Here is an 18,967-nt window from a genome sequence, read left to right as displayed (position 1 = left end):
TCGTCTCCGGTGCCCGGCTCCAAGGTCAAAACATCCCGATCGAACTGAAACGGTGATGCACTTTGCATCACCGGCCTACCGTGGTCGGATGTCGTGGAATCGTCCTTCCGCCCCCGTGCGGGAGCTGATCCGGCAGTGCGCACAGCTCACCGTCAACGCGCGCCCGGAATGGTTCGAAGAACTCGACGAGGCCGTGCTCGCAGCCAGTCCGACGATCGCGTCGGACCCCGAACTCGCCGCTGCAGTCAGCCTCAGCAACCGAGCCAACATGTATTTCTGGGGCACTGCCAACGTAAGAGACCCCGGGGCGCCGGTACCCCCGAACACCGGATCCGAACCTGTGGTCATCGCGCGCGAGTTGGCCCGCCGGGGCCTCGACGCGTTCTCGCTCGACGCCTACCGGGTAGGCGAAAGCGTGGCCTGGCGCCGCCTGATGGACATCGCGTTCGATCTGACCTCCGACCCCGCCGAACTCCACGAACTGCTCGATGTGTGCTCCCGGTCCATCAGCTCGTTCATCGACGCCACACTGGCCGGCATCGCCGCGCAGATCGAGGCGGAGCGCCACGAACTCACCCACGGCACGCACGCCGAACGCCGCGAAACCGTGGCGCTGTTGCTCGACGGCGCTCCCATCACTCGGCGGCGTGCCGAAGGCAAGCTCGGGTACGCGTTGACCGGCCCCCACACCGCGGCGGTGATCTGGAGTGTCGACCCCGACGCCGACTCGACTCGACTCGACCGGACGACCGTGGCCTTCGGCCAGGCGGCCGGCGTGGGCCGTCCGCTCAGCGTGCTGGCCAGCACAGCGACCCGCTGGGTGTGGGTGGCCGGCCCCGTCGCCGCCGACACCGACCGGATGGTGCGGTCGATCCGCCCCGACAGCGACATCCGCATCGCCGTCGGATCGACCTCCGACGGCGTAGAGGGTTTCCGCCGCAGCCACTTCGACGCCCTGACCACCCAGCAGATGATGGTCCGGCTGCGCTCACCACAACAACTCGCGTTCTACGCGGACATCGAACTCGTCGCACTGGTCACTGCCGACGCCGACCGCGCCGCCGGCTACGTCAAGCACACACTGGGGGAGCTTCAGTTCGCTGGCCCCGAGATGCACCACACAGTAAGGACATTCATCGACGCGCAGTGCAACGCGTCGCGCGCCGCAGCGCGCCTGTACACCCACCGCAACACGCTGCTGCGCCGACTGGCCCGCGCCGACCAACTACTGCCGAGGCCACTGGCCGAGAGCACCGTGAATGTCGCGGTGGCCCTGGACGTGCTGCGCTGGCACGGGCAACGCAAGGCCGGGTGAACACATCAGGGCCGGCGGACAGGTGCTGCGTCGAGCATGCTCAACGGGCGGTGCGGGAACGACGGCGGACCGCACCGAACACCACGAGACCGATCAGCACACCGACCAGGTCGGCGCACCAGTCCCACACCGATCCCGAACGACGTACCGCGACCGTCGCCTGCAGGACCTCGGTCAGTACGCCGTACGCGGCGAGCCAGCCGATCGTCCACGCGGTCGGGATGTGGGCGTACCGTGAGCAGTAGGCCAGGCTTGCGAAAAACAGTGCGTGCGTCACCTTGTCGGTGTGCGGTGGCCCGTCCGGCGCGGTGCCGCCGGGGGACAGCAGCATAACGGTCACCACGACCGTTGCCAGCACGAGCGGCAGCGTGCGCCGCCCCGTGAGAGTGGGCACCGGTCAGGCGTCCCGGGCAGTCAGGCCGAGTGCGGCCTCGGCGAATCCGCGCACCGCGCGCCGCGCGGCGGCCAACGCGGCGTCTTCGCCCTCTCGGGCGCTGCCGCTCACCGCCCCGTCCGGCATCAGAGTCACGTCCGCGACCGCCTCGGCGGTCGTCGCCTCGCGCACCGACCAGCGGTACCGGGTGTCGGCATTCCAGGCGTCGACGTCCTCGGCGAGCAGATACCAGTTGCCCGCGTTGATCTCGACCGGTTCCATCAGGAGTCGCCCCTGTTCTCGTGGTTCTTCTTCCTGTCGCGCTTCCGGTCACGCGAACGATGGTCCTGGTCGAGGCCTGCATACAAGATGACGCTGACGACCGGGATCAGCAGGAACCAGAGCCAGCTGTCGAATACGAAGAACAGCACGAGCGCGACGGCCGGGGTCACGCCCACCACCACGTCGCGCCACCGATCCGGCAGTCCGCGCTTGGCCGGCGCGGTCTCCGCTGCCGGGGCAGGGACGTTCTCCGCGGTGGCCGGCAGGTCGGTGAACAGGACCTCGAGGTCGCTGCGGATCGTCGCTGCCGAGGCCTTGCCGCTGCGCTCCTCGAATTCGGCGAGGGTGAGTCGGCCGGCCGCGAAATGCTCACCGAGCCGCTGGAGCGCCTGCTCGCGTTCGGCGGTGCCGATGCGAACCTCGGGGGTATCGGACATGCCCCTCAGACTAGTTGCCCGAAATCCGGACGGGGTGGCCGGCTTCACGCGCCGTAGCCGGGTCCTCCGGTCACGATTCGATAGGCCTTCACGACGACCGCGACCAGCACGACCGCGGAGATCACCGTGACGATCGGGAAGCGGATCGCCACCATCGACACCGCGGCCACCAACCCGATGGGCAGCAGGGTGAGCGCGTCGAGCACCGCTGTGCCCGAAGGTGCCGTGCGGGAACGAGGTTCGCGCGGAGAGGGCACTTCCGGCGCGCCCTCGTCGAGCGGATACGCGGGCAGGGGCCTCGCGGACTCGGGTGCGGCGGCGGGGCGAGACCGGACGACGAGCATCGTCGTCACCGCTGCGGCAACCGCTGCGGCCGCGGGCAACCACAGGCCGATGTCGAACCGGTCTGCCACGAAGAACACCGCGAGCAGGAGCAGAGGCAGCAGGCCGAGGATCATGCCCCGTCCGCGTTGTCGTCGCGGTGCCGGCTCGATGAGGGGCAGGTCGGAGAACGGGGCCACCAGCTCGCCGCGTGTCGTCGCTGCCTCGACGCGTCCGGACCGTTCCTCGAACTCGGCCAGGGTCAGCCGGCCCGCGGCAAAGTGCTCTCCGAGCAGGCGCTGTGCCTGCTCGCGTTCGGCGGTGCCGATGCGGATTTCGTGCGGCTCGGCCATGTATCCACCCTAGCCTCGAGCGCTCGGGAACATCAGCCTCAGGCCTACGAAGACTGCTCTGCACAGGAGTGATGCTCATCCGCCGAGTCGGAGCCTGGCGATGGTCGCGTCGGGTGTGCGGGTGGGATCGAGGAGGTTTTGGTCCGCAGTGCGCAATACGGGCGTGCCCCGGGCGGATCATCGGATCCACCCGGGGCACGCCCGTATTGTCAGAGCATCACTTGAGCTCGGCGAGCACCGTTCCCTGGGTGATGGCGGCACCCGGCTCGACGGCCAGGCCGGTGACGACACCGGACTTGTGTGCGGTGACCGGGTTCTCCATCTTCATTGCCTCGAGGACGGCGATCAGATCGCCCTCGGCGACCTCCTGGCCCTCGGTGACCGCGACCTTGACGACGGTGCCCTGCATCGGCGCGGTGACGGCGTCGCCGGACGCCTTGCCACCGTGCGCGCCGCCACGCTTGCGCGCCTTCGGCTTCTTGCGGACGGCACCGGCCGTGCCGCCGCCGCCGAGCGAGAACTGGCCGGGCAGCGACACCTCGACGCGACGGCCACCGACCTCGACGACGACGTTCTGACGCGGCAGTGCCTCGTCCTCGTCGTCGGCAGCGACACCACCGGTGAACGGCTCGATGGTGTTGTCCCACTCGGTTTCGATCCACTTGGTGTAGACGTCGAACTTCTCGCCATCACCGACGAACGCCGGGTTCTCGACGATGTGGCGGTGGAACGGGATGACCGTGGCCAGGCCGTCGACCTCGAACTCGGCGAGAGCGCGGCGGGCGCGCTGAAGGGCCTGCTCGCGGGTCTCGCCGGTGACGATCAGCTTGGCGAGCATCGAGTCGAACTGGCCGCCGATGACATCGCCCTGGACGACACCGGAATCGACGCGCACGCCCGGGCCGGTCGGCTCCTTGTAGACGGTGATGGGGCCGGGGGCCGGCATGAAGCCGCGGCCGGCGTCCTCGCCGTTGATGCGGAACTCGAAGCTGTGGCCGCGCGGCGCCGGATCCTCGGCGAACTCGAGGGCCTCGCCGTTGGCGATGCGGAACTGCTGGCGCACCAGGTCGATACCGGCGGTCTCCTCGGTGACCGGGTGCTCGACCTGCAGGCGGGTGTTGACCTCGAGGAACGAAACCGTGTCGCCCTGCACCAGGTACTCGACGGTGCCGGCGCCGTAGTAGCCGGCCTCGCGGCAGATCGCCTTGGCGGAGGCGTGGATGCGGGCACGCTGCTCGTCGGTCAGGAACGGCGCGGGAGCCTCCTCGACCAGCTTCTGGAAGCGGCGCTGCAGCGAGCAGTCGCGGGTGCCGGCGACGACGACGTTGCCGTGCTGGTCGGCGATGACCTGGGCCTCGACGTGGCGGGCCTTGTCCAGATACTGCTCCACGAAGCACTCGCCGCGACCGAACGCGGCGATGGCCTCGCGGGTGGCCGACTCGAACAGCTCGGGGATCTCCTCGATTGTCTGCGCGACCTTCATGCCGCGACCGCCGCCACCGAAGGCCGCCTTGATCGCGACCGGCACGCCGTACTCCTTGGCGAACTCGACGACCTCGTCGGCGTTCTTGACCGGGTCCTTGGTGCCCGCGGCCATCGGCGCGTTGGCGCGCTCGGCGATGTGGCGGGCGGTGACCTTGTCTCCGAGGTCGCGAATGGACTGCGGCGAGGGGCCGATCCAGATGAGACCCGCGTCGATCACGGCCTGGGCGAAGTCGGCGTTCTCGGACAGGAAGCCGTATCCGGGGTGGATTGCGTCGGCGCCGGACTTCTTCGCGGCGTCGAGGATCTTGTCGAAGACCAGGTAGGACTCGGCCGAGGTCTGGCCACCGAGCGCGAACGCCTCGTCGGCGAGCTTCACGAACTGTGCGTCCGCGTCGGGTTCGGCGTAGACGGCGACGCTGCCGTAACCGGCGTCCTTGGCAGCTCGGATGACCCGCACAGCGATCTCGCCGCGGTTGGCGACGAGCACTTTCGTGATGTGCGCGCTGGCATGACTGGGCACGGAGCCTCCTGTTGATCGATCGTTAGGTTATTGCCGTCACGGGTGAGTGTAGGCGTCAATCCGATAGACGATGTAACCGGATAGCCCCTACACACTACGAGCAAGATCGAACCCCGCAACATTACCGGCCGGTAGCCGGGACTGCACGGTCGACCCGCCCCCCGAGGTCAGGACCGAAGACGCCGCTTGATCCGCGCGAGCATCGCGCTCATGCCGCGCAGTCGCAGCGGACTCACCACATCCGCCAGCCCGAGCGCCGAATAGAAGTCGTCGGGCACGTCGAGGATCTCCTGCGCGCCGAGCCCGTCGAGCCCCTGATGCAGGATCGACGCGAACCCGCGTGTCGTCGGGGCCTCGGGCGGAGCGCTGAAATGCAGCGTCACATGCGTGCGGTCCGACGCGTCGACGGACAGGAACAGCGGTGACTGGCACTCGGGGACCGGTTCCATCGCGGCCTCCTCGAGTTCGGCCGGGAGCGGGGGCAGCTCCCGGCTGAACTCGAGCAGCAGTTGCAGCTTGTCCTGTCCGTCGACGGCGGCGAAGTCGTCGACGATCTCGGCGAGCGCGGCGGGAAGGCTCATCGGGCGGGAGCCTCCCCGGGTTCGTCGCCCTTGACGATCGGCACGCGCACCGCGTTGCCCCACTCCGTCCACGAACCGTCGTAGTTCCGCACGTTCTCGTAGCCGAGCAGGTGGGTGAGCACGAACCAGGTGTGGCTGGACCGCTCGCCGATGCGGCAGTAGGCGATCACGTTCGCGTCGCGGGGAATGCCCGCGTAGATCGCGTCCAGCTCGGCGCGGGAACGGAACCGGCTGTCCGGCGCAGCTGCCTTCGCCCACGGAATGGACACCGCGGTCGGGATGTGACCGCCGCGGAGGGCGCCTTCTTCCGGGTAGTCCGGCATGTGGGTCCGCTCGCCGGTGTATTCCTGCGGCGATCGCACATCCACCAGCGGGGACGTGCCGAGGGTGGCGAGTACATCATCCTTGAATGCCCGGATCGGCGCGTCGTTGCGCGGGACGACCGGGTAGCCGGTGGTGGCCGTCGAGGGGACGTCGAAGGTGGTGTCGCGGTTCTCGGAGATCCACGCGTCGCGGCCGCCGTCGAGCAGGCGCACGTCCTCGTGACCGAACAGCGTGAACACCCACAGCGCGTAGGCGGCCCACCAGTTCGACTTGTCGCCGTAGATGACGACGGTGTCGGTGCGGCGAATGCCCTTGCGGTTCATCAGATCCGCGAACGCAGCGCCATCGATGTAGTCGCGGGTGACCGGGTCGTTCAGGTCCAGATGCCAGTCGATCTTCACGGCGCCGGGAATGTGGCCGACGTCGTAGAGCAGCACATCCTCGTCGGATTCGACGACCTTCACCTCGGGATGCCCGAGGTGGGCGGACAGCCATTCGGTCGACACCAGACGAGACGGGTCGGCGTAGGTGGAGAAAGCGGCGTTGGCGTCGGGCGCGACGGGCACAGGGGGCTCCTGAGGCAGTGGTGGCAGGTGCGCAGTCAATACTAGGCGGTAAGTTCGGTGGACATGATCCACCGTCGCGCCCCGAGCGTCGACCTGTCCGGTCGCGCCGACATCGACCGGTTGGTGCGCACGTTCTACGAACGTGCTCTCGCCGATCCGGAACTGGCCCCGGTGTTCGAGGTGCTCGCGATCGTGGGCCTCGACGAGCATCTCATCGTCGTCGGGGACTTCTGGGAACAGATCCTGTTCCGCACCACCCGCTACGACGGCAGCTTCCTGCGCGTGCACCGGGCGCTGCACGCACACCACGGACTGACCACGTCGCGGTTCGCGCGGTGGCTCGAACTGTGGACCGAGGCGGTCGACGACTTGTTCACAGGAGTGAACGCCGACCGAGCCAAGAGCAGAGCCGGAGCGATGGCCCGGTCGCTGGAGCGAGGGGTCCGGCGACCCTTCGCGACCGGGTGAAGGCTCCCGCCACCCGGTCAGACCGAATGCTGGGTCCCATCACCCGAGGGTGGGGTAGCCCAGAGGTCGGCGACCGAGACGCCGACCTCGCAGAGGAGGCGCCGAACGAGCGGCAGGCCGATGCCGATGACCGACGACGGGTCGCCCTCGAGACGTTCGACGAACCAGCCGCCGAGGCTGTCGAGGGTGAACGCACCCGCCACCTGGAGGGGTTCGCCGCTCGCGAGGTAGGCCTCGAGTTCGGCGTCGGTCGGGGTGCCGAAATGGACCGTCGTCCCGCTGTGCGCGGACGCCTCCGCGACCACCTCGCCGTCGCGGATCCGCAGCAGGCTGTGCCCGGTGAGCAGGTCGGCGCTGCGGCCGGCCATCGACTGCCAGCGGGCACGCGCGACCTCGGCGGTGCCCGGCTTGCCCTGCAACCGGCCGTCGATGTGCAGCATCGAATCGCACCCGACCACGACCGCGTCGTGCACGCCGTCGTCGCGTAGCCGCGGCAATACGTCGGCGGCCTTGGCTCGGGCCAGTTCGGTGACCACGACCCCGGGCGGGGTGCCGGGGCCGAGCGACGCGACGATCGCATCCTCGTCGACCCCCGAGACCCGCACGATCGGTTCCACGCCGGCGGCGCGCAGCACGGACAGCCGTGCCGGCGACGCCGACGCGAGCACCAATCGGGTCACGTCAGCCGAGGTTCGGGTACGAGTACGGCGAGAACGGCGCCCACTGGCGATGCATCCGGGTGGGGGCGCCCCACGTCTCCGCAGGACGGCCGTCGCCTTCGGGTGCCGCTCCGGACGAGGCCGCGGCGAGCACCGACACGAGCGCGGCGATGTCCTCGTCGCTCGGGTTACCCTTCACGATGTGCAGTGCAGCCGCGGTCTCCACGACCGCCTCTGCGGTCACGGAGTCCGACACCGCGTCGTCACCGGCCGCTTCGACCACGGCGCCCTCGACAGTGGCGTCGGCTGCTTCGGTCGAATCGATATCGGTGATGATCTTTTCCTCGGTCGTGGCGGTCACAGCGGAATGTTCCCATGCTTCTTCGGAGGAAGCGAAACCATCTTGCGCTCGAGCAGTCGCAGTGCGGACACGATCTGGCCGCGAGTGTGCGACGGCGGGATGACGGCGTCGACGTACCCGCGCTCGGCGGCGACGTACGGATTCACCAGCGTGTCCTCGTACTCGTTCTGCAACTCGAGGCGCAGCGCATCGACGTCCTCACCGTTCTTGGCGGCATCGAGCAGCCGCTTGCGGTAGACGAAACCGACGGCGCCGGAGGCGCCCATGACGGCGATCTGCGCGGTCGGCCACGCCAGGTTCACGTCCGCACCCATGTGCTTGGAACCCATGACGTCGTACGCACCGCCGTACGCCTTGCGAGTGATGACCGTGATCTTGCCGACGGTGGCCTCACCGTAGGCGTACAGCAGCTTGGCGCCACGACGGATGATGCCGTTGTATTCCTGCTCGGTGCCGGGCAGGAAGCCGGGGACGTCGACCAGCGTGATGATCGGAACGTTGAACGCGTCGCAGGTCCGCACGAACCGGGCGGCCTTCTCGGAGGCGTCGATGTCGAGGCAGCCCGCGAACTGGGTGGGCTGGTTTGCGACGATGCCGACGCTGCGGCCGTCGATGCGGCCGAAACCGACGATGACATTGGCGGCGCGCTCGGCCTGCACCTCGAGGAACTCGTCGTCGTCGAGCAGGCGACGGATGACCTCGTGCATGTCGTACGGCTGGTTCGCCGAATCCGGGATGATCGTGTCGAGCTCGAGATCCTCGTCGGTGAGCGAGTCCTCGATGGCTCCGGCGATCGGATCGGTCGGCGCCAGGCGCGGCGCAGCGGCCTGGTTGTTCGACGGAAGGTAGGACAGCAGGTCCTTCACGTAGTCGAGGGCGTCCTGCTCGCCGTCTGCCACGTAATGGGCGACACCCGACTTGACCATGTGGGTGTGCGCGCCGCCCAGGTCCTCCATGGTGACGTCCTCGCCGGTGACCGTCTTGATGACGTCGGGGCCGGTGACGAACATCTGGCTGGTCTGGTCGACCATCACCACGAAATCGGTCAGGGCGGGGGAGTACACGTGACCGCCGGCAGCGGGACCCATGATCAGTGAGATCTGCGGGATCACGCCGGAGGCCTGCACATTGCGGTGGAAGATCTCGCCGTACAGGCCGAGCGAGACGACGCCTTCCTGGATGCGCGCGCCGGCGCCCTCGTTGATGCCGACCAGCGGACGGCCGGTACGCAGGGCCAGGTCCATGACCTTGACGATCTTCTCGCCGTAGACCTCGCCGAGGCTGCCGCCGAAGACCGTCGCGTCCTGGGAGAACACACACACGTCGCGACCGTCGACGGTGCCGTAGCCGGTGACGACACCGTCCCCGACGGGACGATTGTCGGCCAGACCGAAGTTGGTGCTGCGGTGCCGCGCGAGGGCGTCGAGCTCGACGAACGAGCCCTCGTCGAGCAGAGCGTGGATACGCTCGCGGGCGGTCAGCTTGCCCTTGGCGTGGACCTTCTCGATGGCAGCTTCACCGCTGGGCGTGTGAGCCTGGGCCTGACGATTGCGCAGGTCTGCCAGCTTGCCGGCGGTGGTGTGGATATCGGGCGTACTCGCCGCCTCGGGCGCGGACGGCTCCTGGACAGTGGTCATGGCCAGTCAGCTTAGCGAGCGTCATACTGGGAGGGCGCATCGAGTCCCCGTTGTGTTGAATTATTGAACTCGAGCTACCGGCGAGTACGTATTCGCCGCATCGGTGCCGCACGCCCGGCCCCTAGGCTGTGACCATGGCCCCGGATCCGCATTCCCTTCGCTCCGACCCGACCGACCTCGCCGCGCTGCGCGGCCCGCTCGACGCCGAGCACCTGCGCGACGCCCTGGTCGCGGCCACCGGACCAGCCGCGTTCTACCAGCGGATCGACGTCGTCGAGGAAACCGGATCGACCAACGCCGACCTGCTCGCCGTTGCAGGCGAAGGCGACGCGCCGCGCGCACTGCTCGCCGAGTTCCAGACCGGCGGCCGGGGACGCCACTCACGCCGATTCGAGGGCATTCCCAATGCGCAGGTGATCACGTCCGTACTCCTCACCCTGCCCGGCGTGGACCTCGCCGACCTCGGCTGGCTCCCGCTACTGGCCGGAATTGCAACCGTCGACACCGTCCGATCGGTCACGAATGTGCCCGCCGAACTGAAATGGCCCAACGACGTGCTTGTCGACGGCCGCAAGGTCGCCGGGATCCTCGTCGAGATCGCGGCGACCACACCCGTCCCGGCTGTCGTCGTCGGCATCGGCCTCAACGTCACCCTGGCCGAGGACGAACTGCCGGTGCCGAACGCGACGTCGCTGCTGCTGGCCGGAGCCACCGAACTCGACCGCACCCGCCTCGCACAGGTGCTGCTGACGAACCTGGCCGAACGGATGCGCCGGTGGCGCGACCACGGCTGGGACCCCGCGGCACTCGCCGATGCCTACCGCGAGCGGTGCAGCACCGTCGGGCAGCGGGTGCGTGCGGTGCTCCCCGGCGATACCGAACTGCACGGCGTCGCCGTCGACGTCGACGAACAGGGCCGTATCGTCATCCGCCCCGACTCCGCCTCCGAACCGGTGGCGATCGCGGCGGGGGACATCACACACCTGCGGCCCGTGGGCTGACCGGGGAAGCGCCGATGTGTGCGATCCTCGGCGAATGGGTTACCCCGAGGACGCACTCGCCGCCGACGAAGAGCTGCTGCTGCACCGGCATCCGCACTGGAAGATGCTCATCGTCCCCGTGGTGATCTTCCTGCTGACCACCGCGGCCGCGGGTTTCCTGCTCGGTGTCGCCGGGACACGACTCGAAGGCGCCGCGGCCGGTGTCCTGACCGTCGCGGTCCTCGTGTTGTGGGTCGGCCTCGTCGGCTGGCGTTGTGTCGCGCCCCTCGTGCGCTGGCTCACGACGCATTTCATCGTCACCGACCGGCGGGTCCTGGTCCGTCAGGGTGTGATCACCCACACCGGGATCGACATCCCGATGGGCCGCATCAGCAATGTGCAGTTCCGGCACGGCATCGTCGATCGCATGCTGCACACCGGCACGCTCGTCATCGTCTCCGCCGCCGACGACCCACTCGAGTTCGACGACATTCCGGACGTACAGACCGTGCACACGCTGCTCTACCAGCAGGCGTTCGACGGCAGAAGCCACCGGGGCGGCTACGCGACCGGCGACAAGGGCGGCTACCCCACGGGTGAGTACCCCGGCGATCGGGGCGACTCCAGCGGCCGCAAAGCGTGGTAAGCCGGCCGGTGCCCGGAACCGATCCGTACGCTGGATCCGTGACCGCTGTCCTGCTCGCCGAAGACGACGAAGCCATCGCCGCGCCCCTGTCGCGGGCTCTCGGTCGCGAGGGATACGAGGTGACGGTTGCCCAGGAGGGGCCCTCTGCGCTGGAGCAGGCACTGTCCGGCCGGTACGAGCTGCTGATCCTCGATCTGGGGCTGCCCGGCATGGACGGCCTCGAAGTGTGCCGCCAGATCCGGTCCAACCGCTCAGACCTGGCCGTACTCATGCTCACCGCCCGCACCGATGAGGTCGATTTCGTCGTCGGTCTCGACGCGGGCGCGGACGACTACGTCGGTAAACCGTTCCGTCTTGCCGAACTGATGGCCCGCGTTCGGGCATTGCTGCGCCGACGGGGAAGCGGGGAGACCGACGAGGTCATCGAGGTCGCCGGCATCCGACTCGAACGCGCCGCGCGTCGCGTCCTCGTCGACGGTTCCGAGGTCACCCTCGCGAACAAGGAGTTCGAGCTGCTGCGGGTGCTGCTCGAACACGCAGGGCAGGTGGTCTCCAGGGACGCGATCCTGCAGGAGGTGTGGGGAGACGTCGACCTGCGCGGTTCCAAGACCCTCGACATGCACATGTCCTGGCTGCGCCGGAAGATCGGCGACGAGGGCCCCGCTGGGGAACGCCGCATCGCGACCGTCCGTGGTGTCGGTTTCCGCGTGAACACCGACTAGTCGGGACCGCGCGTGCGTCGCCGCATCCTCAACGCGGTTCTCGCCGTCGTCCTGCTCGTCGTGCTGCTGCTCGGGATTCCACTCGCTTACACCGCCTATCTGTTCGTCGAGGACACCGCGCGCCGGGACCTGCAGTCACGACTGGAGCTGATGGCCTCGGAGATCATTGCGCAGGAAGGGGCTGCGGGGGTGATCGTCGGCGGCCTCGACACGAGTTCGATGCGGTTGCTGGTGCCCGACGGCGGCCGTCTGGTGATCGTCTATCCGACGCCTGAGGACGCCGCGGCCCGCGTCGACATCGGCGCCACGGCCGTGTCGGCGCCGATCCTGGAATCACTGTCGCTGGGCACGTCCGGGTCGCTGCGGTTGGAGGTGCCGTCGGCGGGCATGCGCACCCTGCAGCGCCAGGTGCTGGCGGGCGTGACCACGATCGTCGTGCTGACCGTCGTGGCGGGCGCGATCGTCGCCGTCGTGACCGCTCGGCGCCTGTCCGATCCGCTGCGCGACGTCGCGAGCCGCGCGGCGCGGCTCGCCGAGGGCGATTTCCGTCCCGATCCGCGCCGGCATCGCATCCCGGAACTCGATCGGGTTTCCGACGTGCTCGACGCCGCGACGGTGGAGATCGCGGGGCGGCTGCAACGCGAGCACGCGCTGGTCGGTGATGTGTCGCATCAGCTGCGGTCGCGGTTGACTGCGGTGCGGTTGCGGCTCGACGAACTGTCGACGCATCAGGATCCGGCGGTCGTGGAGGAAGCCGAGGCGGCGATGGCGCAGGTGGATCGGCTCACCGACGCGATCGACGATCTGGTGCGGCAGTCCCGCGACAGCGGCTCCGAACTGCGCACCGAGGTGTCGGTGGTGGGGGAGATGTCGGGGATCATCGCCGATTGGCGTGGGCCGTTCCGTGAGGCCGGCCGCGATCTGGTGTTGCGGGGGAACCCGGCGTTGCGCTCGACCGTGACCGGGCCGCGCCTGCGGGAGGCCGTGGCGGTGCTGGTCGACAACGCACTGGTCCACGGTGGCGGAACCTGCACGGTCTCGGTGCGTCGGGCGGGCGACGACACGGTGTGTGTGGAGGTGACCGACGAGGGGGAAGGCGTGAGCGACGAGCTGGCCCCGCACATCTTCGATCGCGGTTTCTCCGGGAGCGGATCGACCGGGGTGGGCTTGGCGCTCGCCCGCGCGCTGGTCGCCGCCGACGGTGGCCGCCTCGAACTGCAACGTCGCCGGCCGGCGTTGTTCGCGCTGTTCCTCGGCACACCGCGTGACCGGTCGTCGGCGCAGTCGGACGTGAGCCGTGAGCCCCGCTGAACCGGTACGGGCGGAGTCTTCTCAGCGTCCGAGTTGTTCCTCGGCGAGATCGTCGAGTTCGGTGTCCGGGCCGGTTTCCTCGGGGAAGACGAACCGCTTGAAGCAGTAGAAGCGGAACGCCATCTGCAGCAGATTGCCGATGATGTAGGCGCTGATGAAGTCGGCGATGTTCTCGACCGTCAGGCTCACGTCGGGCACCCGTAGCCCGAACACGTAGCTCGAGATCCACAGCGGGATGAAGCTGAGCACGACGCCGATACCGCTGACGAAGAAGAACAGGAACGCCTCGTGGGCGCGTTCACGGCCACCGCGGTTCTTGAACGACCATTCGCGGTTGAGTATGTACGAGCAGATCACCGCGACGATGCCACCGATGATCTTGGCCGTCACCGGCTTCTCCTCGAGCACCGTGAGCTTGAGGGTGTAGAAGATGCCCGAATCGATGATGAAGGTCGTGCCGCCGACGATGGCGAACTTGACGAGCTCGCTGTGCCGCAGCAGCAGCGCTCGGAAAGGCTGTGGGACCCGGTTCATGGCCACGTCGACGAAAGACATTCGGGCAAGTCTACGAAACCGGATCGCATTCCTGTGCATCCGCACGCAATTTTTCGGTTTCAACACGGGATTGTGTCCGCTTCCTCACAGACCAGGAGGCCGGGAAGGTGCGGGACGCCGGCTCGCTGCGGGCCTGTGACACCATGGACAGTCGTGACCGGTAGACCTGATTCGCCTCCCAGATCCGACACTCCCCGCGCGCTGACCGGCGGAATGCCCGTCGTGACGATGATCGGCGGTGGGCAGCTCGCTCGGATGACCCATCAGGCCGCGATTGCGCTCGGCCAGACCCTGCGGGTGCTGGCGGGCAGCGCGGACGAACCGGCTGCGCGCGTCAGCCCCGATGTGGTGCTCGGCAGCCACGACGATCTCGACGCACTGCGCAGCGCGGCGATCGGCGCACACGCCCTGACCTTCGACCACGAAGGTGTCCCCACCGAGCACCTCGAGGTGCTGCAGAGCGAGGGCGTCAATGTGCTCCCGCCGCCCCAGGCCCTGATCTATGCGCAGGACAAGATCGCCATGCGCGAGCGGCTCGGGGAGCTGGGCGCCCCGATACCGAAGTTCGCGGTCATCAGGTCCGTCGCCGACGCGCAGTCCGCGCGCGAGAGGCTGGGCTGGCCGTACGTGCTCAAGGCCGCCCGCGGTGGGTACGACGGACGTGGCGTGTGGATCCTCGACGACCCGAAGGAACTCGAGGAGGTCGTCGCGGACCAGCTCGCCGCCGGGGTACCGCTGCTGGCCGAGGAGAAGGTGTCGTGGCGGCGCGAGCTGTCCGCCATGGTCGCCCGGTCCCCGTTCGGGCAGGGCGCGTCGTGGCCGGTCGTCGAGACGGTGCAGCGCGACGGGCAGTGCTCCGTCGTGATCGCGCCCGCCCCCGACCTGTCGGACGAGGTCGAGACCGCAGCCGAGCAGCTTGCGCTGCGCATCGCCGGGGAACTCGGCGTCGTCGGGGTGATGGCCGTCGAGTTGTTCGAGACGCAGGACCGGAAGCTGATCGTCAACGAACTGGCGATGCGTCCGCACAACTCCGGTCACTGGGGTATGGACGGTGCCCGCACCGGGCAGTTCGAACAGCATCTGCGCGCAGTCCTGGATTACCCGCTCGGCGACACCACGCCGCTCGCCCCGGTCACGGTGATGGCGAACGTCCTCGGCGCGCCCGAGGCACCGGCGATGAGCATGGACGAACGGTTGCATCACCTGTTCGCGCGCATGCCCGAGGTGCGCGTGCACCTGTACGGCAAGGGCGAACGCAAGGACCGCAAGATCGGGCACGTCAACGTGCTCGGCGACCCGGCCGGATCCGTCACCGATCCCCAGTACGTGGCGGCGGTCCGCGAACGTGCCGAGCGGGCGGCGCACTGGCTCTCGCACGGCGTATGGACCGACGGTTGGAACGAACACACGGGAGAGCACGGTGAGTGACGTGGCGCAGGGCGCACAGGTCGGCCTGATCATGGGCAGCGACTCGGATTGGCCGACGATGGAGGCCGCAGCGGAGGCGCTGGCCGAATTCGGCATCCGGTTCGAGGTCGGTGTCGTCTCGGCGCACCGCACCCCGCAGCGCATGCTCGACTATGCGAAGTCCGCGGCCGGCCGCGGCATCAAGGTGATCATCGCGGGTGCCGGTGGCGCCGCGCACCTGCCGGGCATGGTGGCCTCGGCGACGGCCCTGCCCGTGATCGGCGTGCCCGTGCCGCTCAAATACCTCGACGGCATGGACTCATTGCTGTCGATCGTGCAGATGCCGGCGGGAGTTCCCGTCGCGACCGTGTCGATCGGCGGGGCTCGCAACGCCGGTCTGCTCGCGGCCCGCATCCTCGGCGCGTCCGATCCGGCGCTGCGTGAGCAGATGGAACGCTTCCAGGCCGGCCTCGAGCAGATGGTGCTGGAGAAGGACGAGGCGCTGCGGCAGAAGCTGCTCGGCTGACGGCCTGCGTTTCGGGCAGACGGCCCCGTCGATCGCTGCGATCGGCGGGGCCGTCGCCGTCGTGCCGGACCCGTGCGGAATCGCCGCGGCGGCACTCGGCGCTTGACCCTCACACGATGTCAGGGAGTCCACTGGTCGCCGAAGGAGGTGGTTGTCGTGAACACAACCCGCAACGGTCGGCCCGATTCCGCTCAGGTGGGGGCCGCTCAGACGGGGGCAGCGCAGGTGGGGGCGGCTCTGGTGGGGGCACTGTCCGCCGCGAACGCATCGGCGCGGCTGAAGGCGGCGCTGCGTGCCGGGACCGATCCGGATCCGCAGCTCGTCGAGATTCTGGTCGGCCGGTGTGCCGTGGAAGGGGACTTCTTCGTCCGCGACATGCTGACCTGGGCGCTGTGCCGGATGCCCGTCGACATCACTGTGCCGCGGCTGCTCGGTGAGCTCCGCTCCGGGGGCGCGCAGGCCCGCAGCCAGGCGTTGCACACCCTGTCGAAAATCGGGGATCTCCGGGCCTGGCCCGACGTCGTGACGCAGCTGCACGACCGGGACGACGACGTGGCGCGCAGCGCGTGGCGTGCGGCCGTCGCGCTCGTACCGCCAGGCGCCGAAGGGGACCTGGCTGCCGACCTCGCGACCGCTCTCGGCCGCGGCGACCGGGAGCTGCAGCGGAGCCTGTCCCGCGCGCTGATCGGGCTGGGTGAGTCGGTGCTGCCGGTACTGGATGCGGCGAAGGCGAGTTCGGATGCGAAGATCCGCGCTCATGCCGAGGCCACCGAAGCGCTCTATCGTGACCCCGACAGCGCCTTCGCATTGTCCGTGGAGACGGCGAAGCGGGTGGCGGTGACCGGACCGGAAGGATCCTGATGGGTGAGGTCGCAACAGGGAAATCGCGCGATGCTGATCGGTGAAGTCTCACGACGTTCCGGGGTCAGTATCCGCATGCTGCGCCACTACGACGCACTCGGACTGGTCGTACCCACCGGTCGCACCACCGGTGGGTACCGTGAATACTCCGCCGCCGACATCCGGCGGCTCTTCCACGTCGAATGCCTGCGCACCCTCGGGTTGTCGCTGACCGACGCCAAGCGGGCGCTCGACGAGCCGGGCTTCACCCCCGCGACGCTGGTCGCGGAACTCATCGGACACACCCGTGCGCGGATCCGCGCCGAGGAGGAACTGCTGACCCGGCTACTGCAGGTCGACGCCTCCGCCCCTGCGGACTGGAGCGATGTGCTGCAGGTCGTCTCCCTGCTGCACGCGCTCGAGTCGGACTCCGGCGGTCATCGGCAGCGGGCGGTCCTGACGCAGGACGAGTCGGCGCCGCTGCCGGTCGGCGCGCTGGTCGAGGCCCTGTTGGCCGAGGACGATCCGAACGTCGCCGGGGCGCTGCAGTGGGCGCTCGTCCGCACGGACGGGCACGGCCTACCCGGATTGGAGAGCGGGCTGGCGTCACCGGACGTCGAGGTGCGGCGCCGCGCGGTCACCGCGATCGCGGCGGTGCCCGGGGCCGACGCGTCGCGGCTGCTGCGCCGGGCACTCGACGATCCGGATACGACGATCCGCGGTCGGGCCGCCCTCGCCCTGGGGTCCCGGGGGAACGCCGATGCGCTCCCGGTGCTCGTCGATCTCGTCGCCGAGGGCAGGCGCGACGTCGAAGCGGCCGAGACGCTCGGGACGCTGGCAGGCGGTCCGGCAGCGGCCGGGGAGATCGTGGCCGCGCTCGAACACCGATTGAGCGACGCCGACAGCGCCGCGCGGTTGCGTCTGGCGCAGGCGCTCGCCGAGATCCCGGGCCGCGCAGCGCTCGATCTCCTCACCCGGCTCGCGCAGGACGGGGACCGGACCGTCGCGCTGACCGCGGCGGCGATCCTGCACGCGCGAGACGACGAGCACTGAACGGATACGCTCCCGGACGTGGGACGAACGGGCAGGATGACGCGGGCGTCGCGGGGCGTGCCGTCCGCGCGGGTCGTGACGGTTCTGGCACTGTGCTGGGCGCGGCTGTGCGGCGGCACGATCGGATTCGACGACCGGTCCGGCCTGTACGTGTGCACCGGCCTGCGGTGGGGCTACGCCCGCGGCGGGACGACGATCGGCGGAGTGTTCCTCACGAACGCGCGGCCGTCGGCCGGGTTGCTGCGCCACGAGGCGGTCCACGCCGATCAGTGGGCACGATTCGGCCTGGGATTCGCCGTGCGTTACCTCCTCGAGGAGATGCGGAACCCGGGTTCGCGCAACCGCTTCGAGATCGAAGCCGGCCTCGCCGACGGCGGATACGGAAGGTCGGGGTGAGGTCGGCGCGATTCTCGCTGCCGGCCTTTTCCGAGCGAACGGTACACCCAGTCGGGTGAAGGAGACGAGCGGTACATTCGCTCGGGAAAATGGGGCAGGGGCAGGGGCAGGGGCAGGGGGTGCCGAGGGTCACTCGAGTCGGACGGTGACCTTCTCGCTCGCGACCCGCCGTTCGGTGGCGTCGTCGTCGGGGTTGGTCACCTGCACCAGCGACGCGCCTGCCGCGAGGACCGCGAGCAGCCCCGCGATCAGGTCGTCGGCGGTGTTCCACTCGCGGCTCGACAGCACCCGGTCGCCGCCGCCGATCCCTGTCGACAAGGCGGATTCGCGTGCAGCGGAAAGGATCTCGGACGACGACCGTCCGTCGAGTGCGGCGCCTCCGTCGCCGGACGACCGGAACTGGTCGCCGTGCATCCGAACGTGCGTGGCGTAGTCGGTCACCCCGACCGGCAGATTCGGCACCGGCATCCCGAACGCGTCGAGGGACAGCGCCGCGACCTCGGCGACCTCGGCGACGTCGTCGAGCCGGTCCGCGGTGACCAGCGCCAGCTCGGCCTCGGGATCGGCGTCGAGCACGACGTCGGCGCCGGCCCACCACGCGCCGAGCAGCACCGCTGCGGTCTGCCAGTGCGCGGGCAGCAGTACCGCCACCCGGCCGCCGGGCAGCACCCCGAACTCGTCGCGGATCATGTTGGCGGTCTTCGCCGCCCAGTTCGCGAGTGTCACCGCCGACAGTTCGATCCGGGCGCCGGTCGCGTCGTCGTACCAGGTGATACGCGGACCTGCCGGATCGGCGGCCAGGATCGGGTCGAGCAGGGCGTCGGTCAGGGTGGTCACGGAAATCTCTTT

At 69.2% G+C, this 18,967-nt stretch carries 23 protein-coding genes; 11 read left to right on the top strand and 12 right to left on the bottom strand.

Features of this window, described 5'->3' with window-relative positions; genetic code table 11:
* The first annotated feature begins 88 nt into the window (after positions 1 to 88).
* Positions 89 to 1,315: an Rv1453 family transcriptional regulator gene (locus tag RZ1_RS10815; protein WP_072811746.1), complete on the top strand. Its 1,227-nt coding sequence runs from the start codon at positions 89 to 91 to the stop codon at positions 1,313 to 1,315.
* 40 nt (positions 1,316 to 1,355) lie between these two features.
* On the opposite strand, the gene RZ1_RS10810 is transcribed toward RZ1_RS10815, so the two are convergent.
* The 7 genes from RZ1_RS10810 to RZ1_RS10780 all read right to left on the bottom strand — a co-directional run bounded on the left by RZ1_RS10810 (position 1,356) and on the right by RZ1_RS10780 (position 6,557).
* A complete protein-coding gene (locus tag RZ1_RS10810) occupies positions 1,356 to 1,646 on the bottom strand; it encodes a VanZ family protein (RefSeq protein WP_174565188.1) in 291 nt (96 codons plus the stop codon).
* Positions 1,647 to 1,712: 66 nt separating this feature from the next.
* Positions 1,713 to 1,970 carry a hypothetical protein gene (locus tag RZ1_RS10805; RefSeq protein ID WP_072811654.1) on the bottom strand — a complete coding sequence of 86 codons (258 nt, stop codon included), beginning with the start codon at positions 1,968 to 1,970 and terminating at the stop codon, positions 1,713 to 1,715.
* Positions 1,970 to 2,407 carry a DUF1707 SHOCT-like domain-containing protein gene (locus RZ1_RS10800; protein WP_072811652.1) on the bottom strand — a complete coding sequence of 146 codons (438 nt, stop codon included), beginning with the start codon at positions 2,405 to 2,407 and terminating at the stop codon, positions 1,970 to 1,972. The genes RZ1_RS10805 and RZ1_RS10800 overlap by 1 nt, the downstream gene beginning before the upstream one ends.
* Before the next feature lie 44 nt (positions 2,408 to 2,451).
* Positions 2,452 to 3,081 (bottom strand): DUF1707 SHOCT-like domain-containing protein, encoded by a 630-nt coding sequence (locus tag RZ1_RS10795; RefSeq protein WP_072811650.1) that lies wholly within the window; start codon positions 3,079 to 3,081, stop codon positions 2,452 to 2,454.
* Between the two features lie 217 nt (positions 3,082 to 3,298).
* A complete protein-coding gene (locus RZ1_RS10790; RefSeq protein ID WP_072811648.1) occupies positions 3,299 to 5,086 on the bottom strand; it encodes an acetyl/propionyl/methylcrotonyl-CoA carboxylase subunit alpha in 1,788 nt (595 codons plus the stop codon).
* Between the two features lie 167 nt (positions 5,087 to 5,253).
* On the bottom strand, positions 5,254 to 5,667 hold the full coding sequence (locus RZ1_RS10785; protein WP_072811647.1) for a SufE family protein: 414 nt from the start codon (positions 5,665 to 5,667) through the stop codon (positions 5,254 to 5,256).
* Positions 5,664 to 6,557 (bottom strand): sulfurtransferase, encoded by an 894-nt coding sequence (locus tag RZ1_RS10780; RefSeq protein ID WP_072811645.1) that lies wholly within the window; start codon positions 6,555 to 6,557, stop codon positions 5,664 to 5,666. The genes RZ1_RS10785 and RZ1_RS10780 overlap by 4 nt, the downstream gene beginning before the upstream one ends.
* Before the next feature lie 63 nt (positions 6,558 to 6,620).
* Between RZ1_RS10780 and RZ1_RS10775 the strand changes: the two genes are divergently transcribed.
* Positions 6,621 to 7,025 (top strand): group III truncated hemoglobin, encoded by a 405-nt coding sequence (locus tag RZ1_RS10775; protein WP_072811644.1) that lies wholly within the window; start codon positions 6,621 to 6,623, stop codon positions 7,023 to 7,025.
* A gap of 17 nt (positions 7,026 to 7,042) precedes the next feature.
* On the opposite strand, the gene RZ1_RS10770 is transcribed toward RZ1_RS10775, so the two are convergent.
* Genes RZ1_RS10770 through RZ1_RS10760 form a run of 3 tightly spaced genes read right to left on the bottom strand, consistent with a single transcriptional unit; the run spans position 7,043 to position 9,682 of the window.
* Positions 7,043 to 7,705: a Maf family protein gene (locus RZ1_RS10770; protein ID WP_072811642.1), complete on the bottom strand. Its 663-nt coding sequence runs from the start codon at positions 7,703 to 7,705 to the stop codon at positions 7,043 to 7,045.
* Between the two features lies 1 nt (position 7,706).
* Positions 7,707 to 8,045 carry an acyl-CoA carboxylase subunit epsilon gene (locus RZ1_RS10765; protein ID WP_072811640.1) on the bottom strand — a complete coding sequence of 113 codons (339 nt, stop codon included), beginning with the start codon at positions 8,043 to 8,045 and terminating at the stop codon, positions 7,707 to 7,709.
* Positions 8,042 to 9,682 carry an acyl-CoA carboxylase subunit beta gene (locus tag RZ1_RS10760; RefSeq protein WP_072811638.1) on the bottom strand — a complete coding sequence of 547 codons (1,641 nt, stop codon included), beginning with the start codon at positions 9,680 to 9,682 and terminating at the stop codon, positions 8,042 to 8,044. Before RZ1_RS10760 ends, RZ1_RS10765 begins: the two co-directional genes overlap by 4 nt.
* A 134-nt stretch (positions 9,683 to 9,816) precedes the next feature.
* On the opposite strand from RZ1_RS10760, the gene RZ1_RS10755 reads away from it, so the two are divergent.
* The 4 genes from RZ1_RS10755 to RZ1_RS10740 are packed head-to-tail and all read left to right on the top strand — an operon-like array spanning position 9,817 to position 13,341.
* Positions 9,817 to 10,683: a biotin--[acetyl-CoA-carboxylase] ligase gene (locus tag RZ1_RS10755; RefSeq protein WP_072811637.1), complete on the top strand. Its 867-nt coding sequence runs from the start codon at positions 9,817 to 9,819 to the stop codon at positions 10,681 to 10,683.
* Between the two features lie 34 nt (positions 10,684 to 10,717).
* Positions 10,718 to 11,308: a PH domain-containing protein gene (locus RZ1_RS10750; protein ID WP_083583628.1), complete on the top strand. Its 591-nt coding sequence runs from the start codon at positions 10,718 to 10,720 to the stop codon at positions 11,306 to 11,308.
* A gap of 38 nt (positions 11,309 to 11,346) precedes the next feature.
* The gene (locus RZ1_RS10745) at positions 11,347 to 12,030 is read left to right on the top strand and encodes a response regulator transcription factor (protein ID WP_072811635.1); all 684 of its coding nucleotides are present in this window, start codon (positions 11,347 to 11,349) and stop codon (positions 12,028 to 12,030) included.
* Between the two features lie 12 nt (positions 12,031 to 12,042).
* Positions 12,043 to 13,341 carry a sensor histidine kinase gene (locus RZ1_RS10740; RefSeq protein ID WP_072811634.1) on the top strand — a complete coding sequence of 433 codons (1,299 nt, stop codon included), beginning with the start codon at positions 12,043 to 12,045 and terminating at the stop codon, positions 13,339 to 13,341.
* A gap of 21 nt (positions 13,342 to 13,362) precedes the next feature.
* Here the strand turns inward: RZ1_RS10740 and RZ1_RS10735 are convergent, their stop codons facing one another.
* Positions 13,363 to 13,896, bottom strand: a complete 534-nt coding sequence (locus tag RZ1_RS10735) for a GtrA family protein (protein WP_072811632.1) — start codon at positions 13,894 to 13,896, stop codon at positions 13,363 to 13,365.
* Between the two features lie 153 nt (positions 13,897 to 14,049).
* Between RZ1_RS10735 and RZ1_RS10730 the strand changes: the two genes are divergently transcribed.
* The 5 genes from RZ1_RS10730 to RZ1_RS10710 all read left to right on the top strand — a co-directional run bounded on the left by RZ1_RS10730 (position 14,050) and on the right by RZ1_RS10710 (position 18,118).
* Positions 14,050 to 15,324, top strand: a complete 1,275-nt coding sequence (locus RZ1_RS10730) for a 5-(carboxyamino)imidazole ribonucleotide synthase (RefSeq protein WP_072811630.1) — start codon at positions 14,050 to 14,052, stop codon at positions 15,322 to 15,324.
* A complete protein-coding gene (gene purE / locus RZ1_RS10725; RefSeq protein ID WP_083583626.1) occupies positions 15,317 to 15,829 on the top strand; it encodes a 5-(carboxyamino)imidazole ribonucleotide mutase in 513 nt (170 codons plus the stop codon). Before RZ1_RS10730 ends, purE begins: the two co-directional genes overlap by 8 nt.
* Before the next feature lie 147 nt (positions 15,830 to 15,976).
* A complete protein-coding gene (locus RZ1_RS10720) occupies positions 15,977 to 16,690 on the top strand; it encodes a HEAT repeat domain-containing protein (protein WP_373863696.1) in 714 nt (237 codons plus the stop codon).
* A gap of 30 nt (positions 16,691 to 16,720) precedes the next feature.
* Positions 16,721 to 17,722, top strand: coding sequence for a HEAT repeat domain-containing protein (locus tag RZ1_RS10715; RefSeq protein ID WP_072811628.1), 1,002 nt, complete (start codon positions 16,721 to 16,723; stop codon positions 17,720 to 17,722).
* Between the two features lie 36 nt (positions 17,723 to 17,758).
* Positions 17,759 to 18,118, top strand: coding sequence for a hypothetical protein (locus RZ1_RS10710; RefSeq protein ID WP_072811626.1), 360 nt, complete (start codon positions 17,759 to 17,761; stop codon positions 18,116 to 18,118).
* Between the two features lie 129 nt (positions 18,119 to 18,247).
* Here the strand turns inward: RZ1_RS10710 and RZ1_RS10705 are convergent, their stop codons facing one another.
* Positions 18,248 to 18,955, bottom strand: coding sequence for a TIGR03089 family protein (locus tag RZ1_RS10705; RefSeq protein ID WP_072811625.1), 708 nt, complete (start codon positions 18,953 to 18,955; stop codon positions 18,248 to 18,250).
* Positions 18,956 to 18,967 lie beyond the last annotated feature (12 nt).

Origin of the sequence: Rhodococcus zopfii NBRC 100606 = JCM 9919 (assembly GCF_001895025.1) — a bacterium.
GTDB lineage: Bacteria > Actinomycetota > Actinomycetes > Mycobacteriales > Mycobacteriaceae > Rhodococcus > Rhodococcus zopfii.
The sequence above is the reverse complement of the archived record's forward strand: the minus strand, read 5'-3'. Positions and strand labels throughout refer to the sequence as shown.

Coding starts and splice junctions, on each gene's coding strand:
- RZ1_RS10815 (WP_072811746.1), top strand. CDS start 89: ATGTCGTGGAATCGTCCTTCCGCCCCCGTGCGGGAGCTGATCCGGCAG.
- RZ1_RS10710 (WP_072811626.1), top strand. CDS start 17,759: ATGACGCGGGCGTCGCGGGGCGTGCCGTCCGCGCGGGTCGTGACGGTT.
- RZ1_RS10775 (WP_072811644.1), top strand. CDS start 6,621: ATGATCCACCGTCGCGCCCCGAGCGTCGACCTGTCCGGTCGCGCCGAC.
- RZ1_RS10810 (WP_174565188.1), bottom strand. CDS start 1,646: ATGCTGCTGTCCCCCGGCGGCACCGCGCCGGACGGGCCACCGCACACC.
- RZ1_RS10750 (WP_083583628.1), top strand. CDS start 10,718: ATGGGTTACCCCGAGGACGCACTCGCCGCCGACGAAGAGCTGCTGCTG.
- RZ1_RS10755 (WP_072811637.1), top strand. CDS start 9,817: ATGGCCCCGGATCCGCATTCCCTTCGCTCCGACCCGACCGACCTCGCC.
- RZ1_RS10785 (WP_072811647.1), bottom strand. CDS start 5,667: ATGAGCCTTCCCGCCGCGCTCGCCGAGATCGTCGACGACTTCGCCGCC.
- RZ1_RS10795 (WP_072811650.1), bottom strand. CDS start 3,081: ATGGCCGAGCCGCACGAAATCCGCATCGGCACCGCCGAACGCGAGCAG.
- RZ1_RS10735 (WP_072811632.1), bottom strand. CDS start 13,896: ATGTCTTTCGTCGACGTGGCCATGAACCGGGTCCCACAGCCTTTCCGA.
- RZ1_RS10760 (WP_072811638.1), bottom strand. CDS start 9,682: ATGACCACTGTCCAGGAGCCGTCCGCGCCCGAGGCGGCGAGTACGCCC.
- RZ1_RS10805 (WP_072811654.1), bottom strand. CDS start 1,970: ATGGAACCGGTCGAGATCAACGCGGGCAACTGGTATCTGCTCGCCGAG.
- RZ1_RS10715 (WP_072811628.1), top strand. CDS start 16,721: ATGCTGATCGGTGAAGTCTCACGACGTTCCGGGGTCAGTATCCGCATG.
- RZ1_RS10800 (WP_072811652.1), bottom strand. CDS start 2,407: ATGTCCGATACCCCCGAGGTTCGCATCGGCACCGCCGAACGCGAGCAG.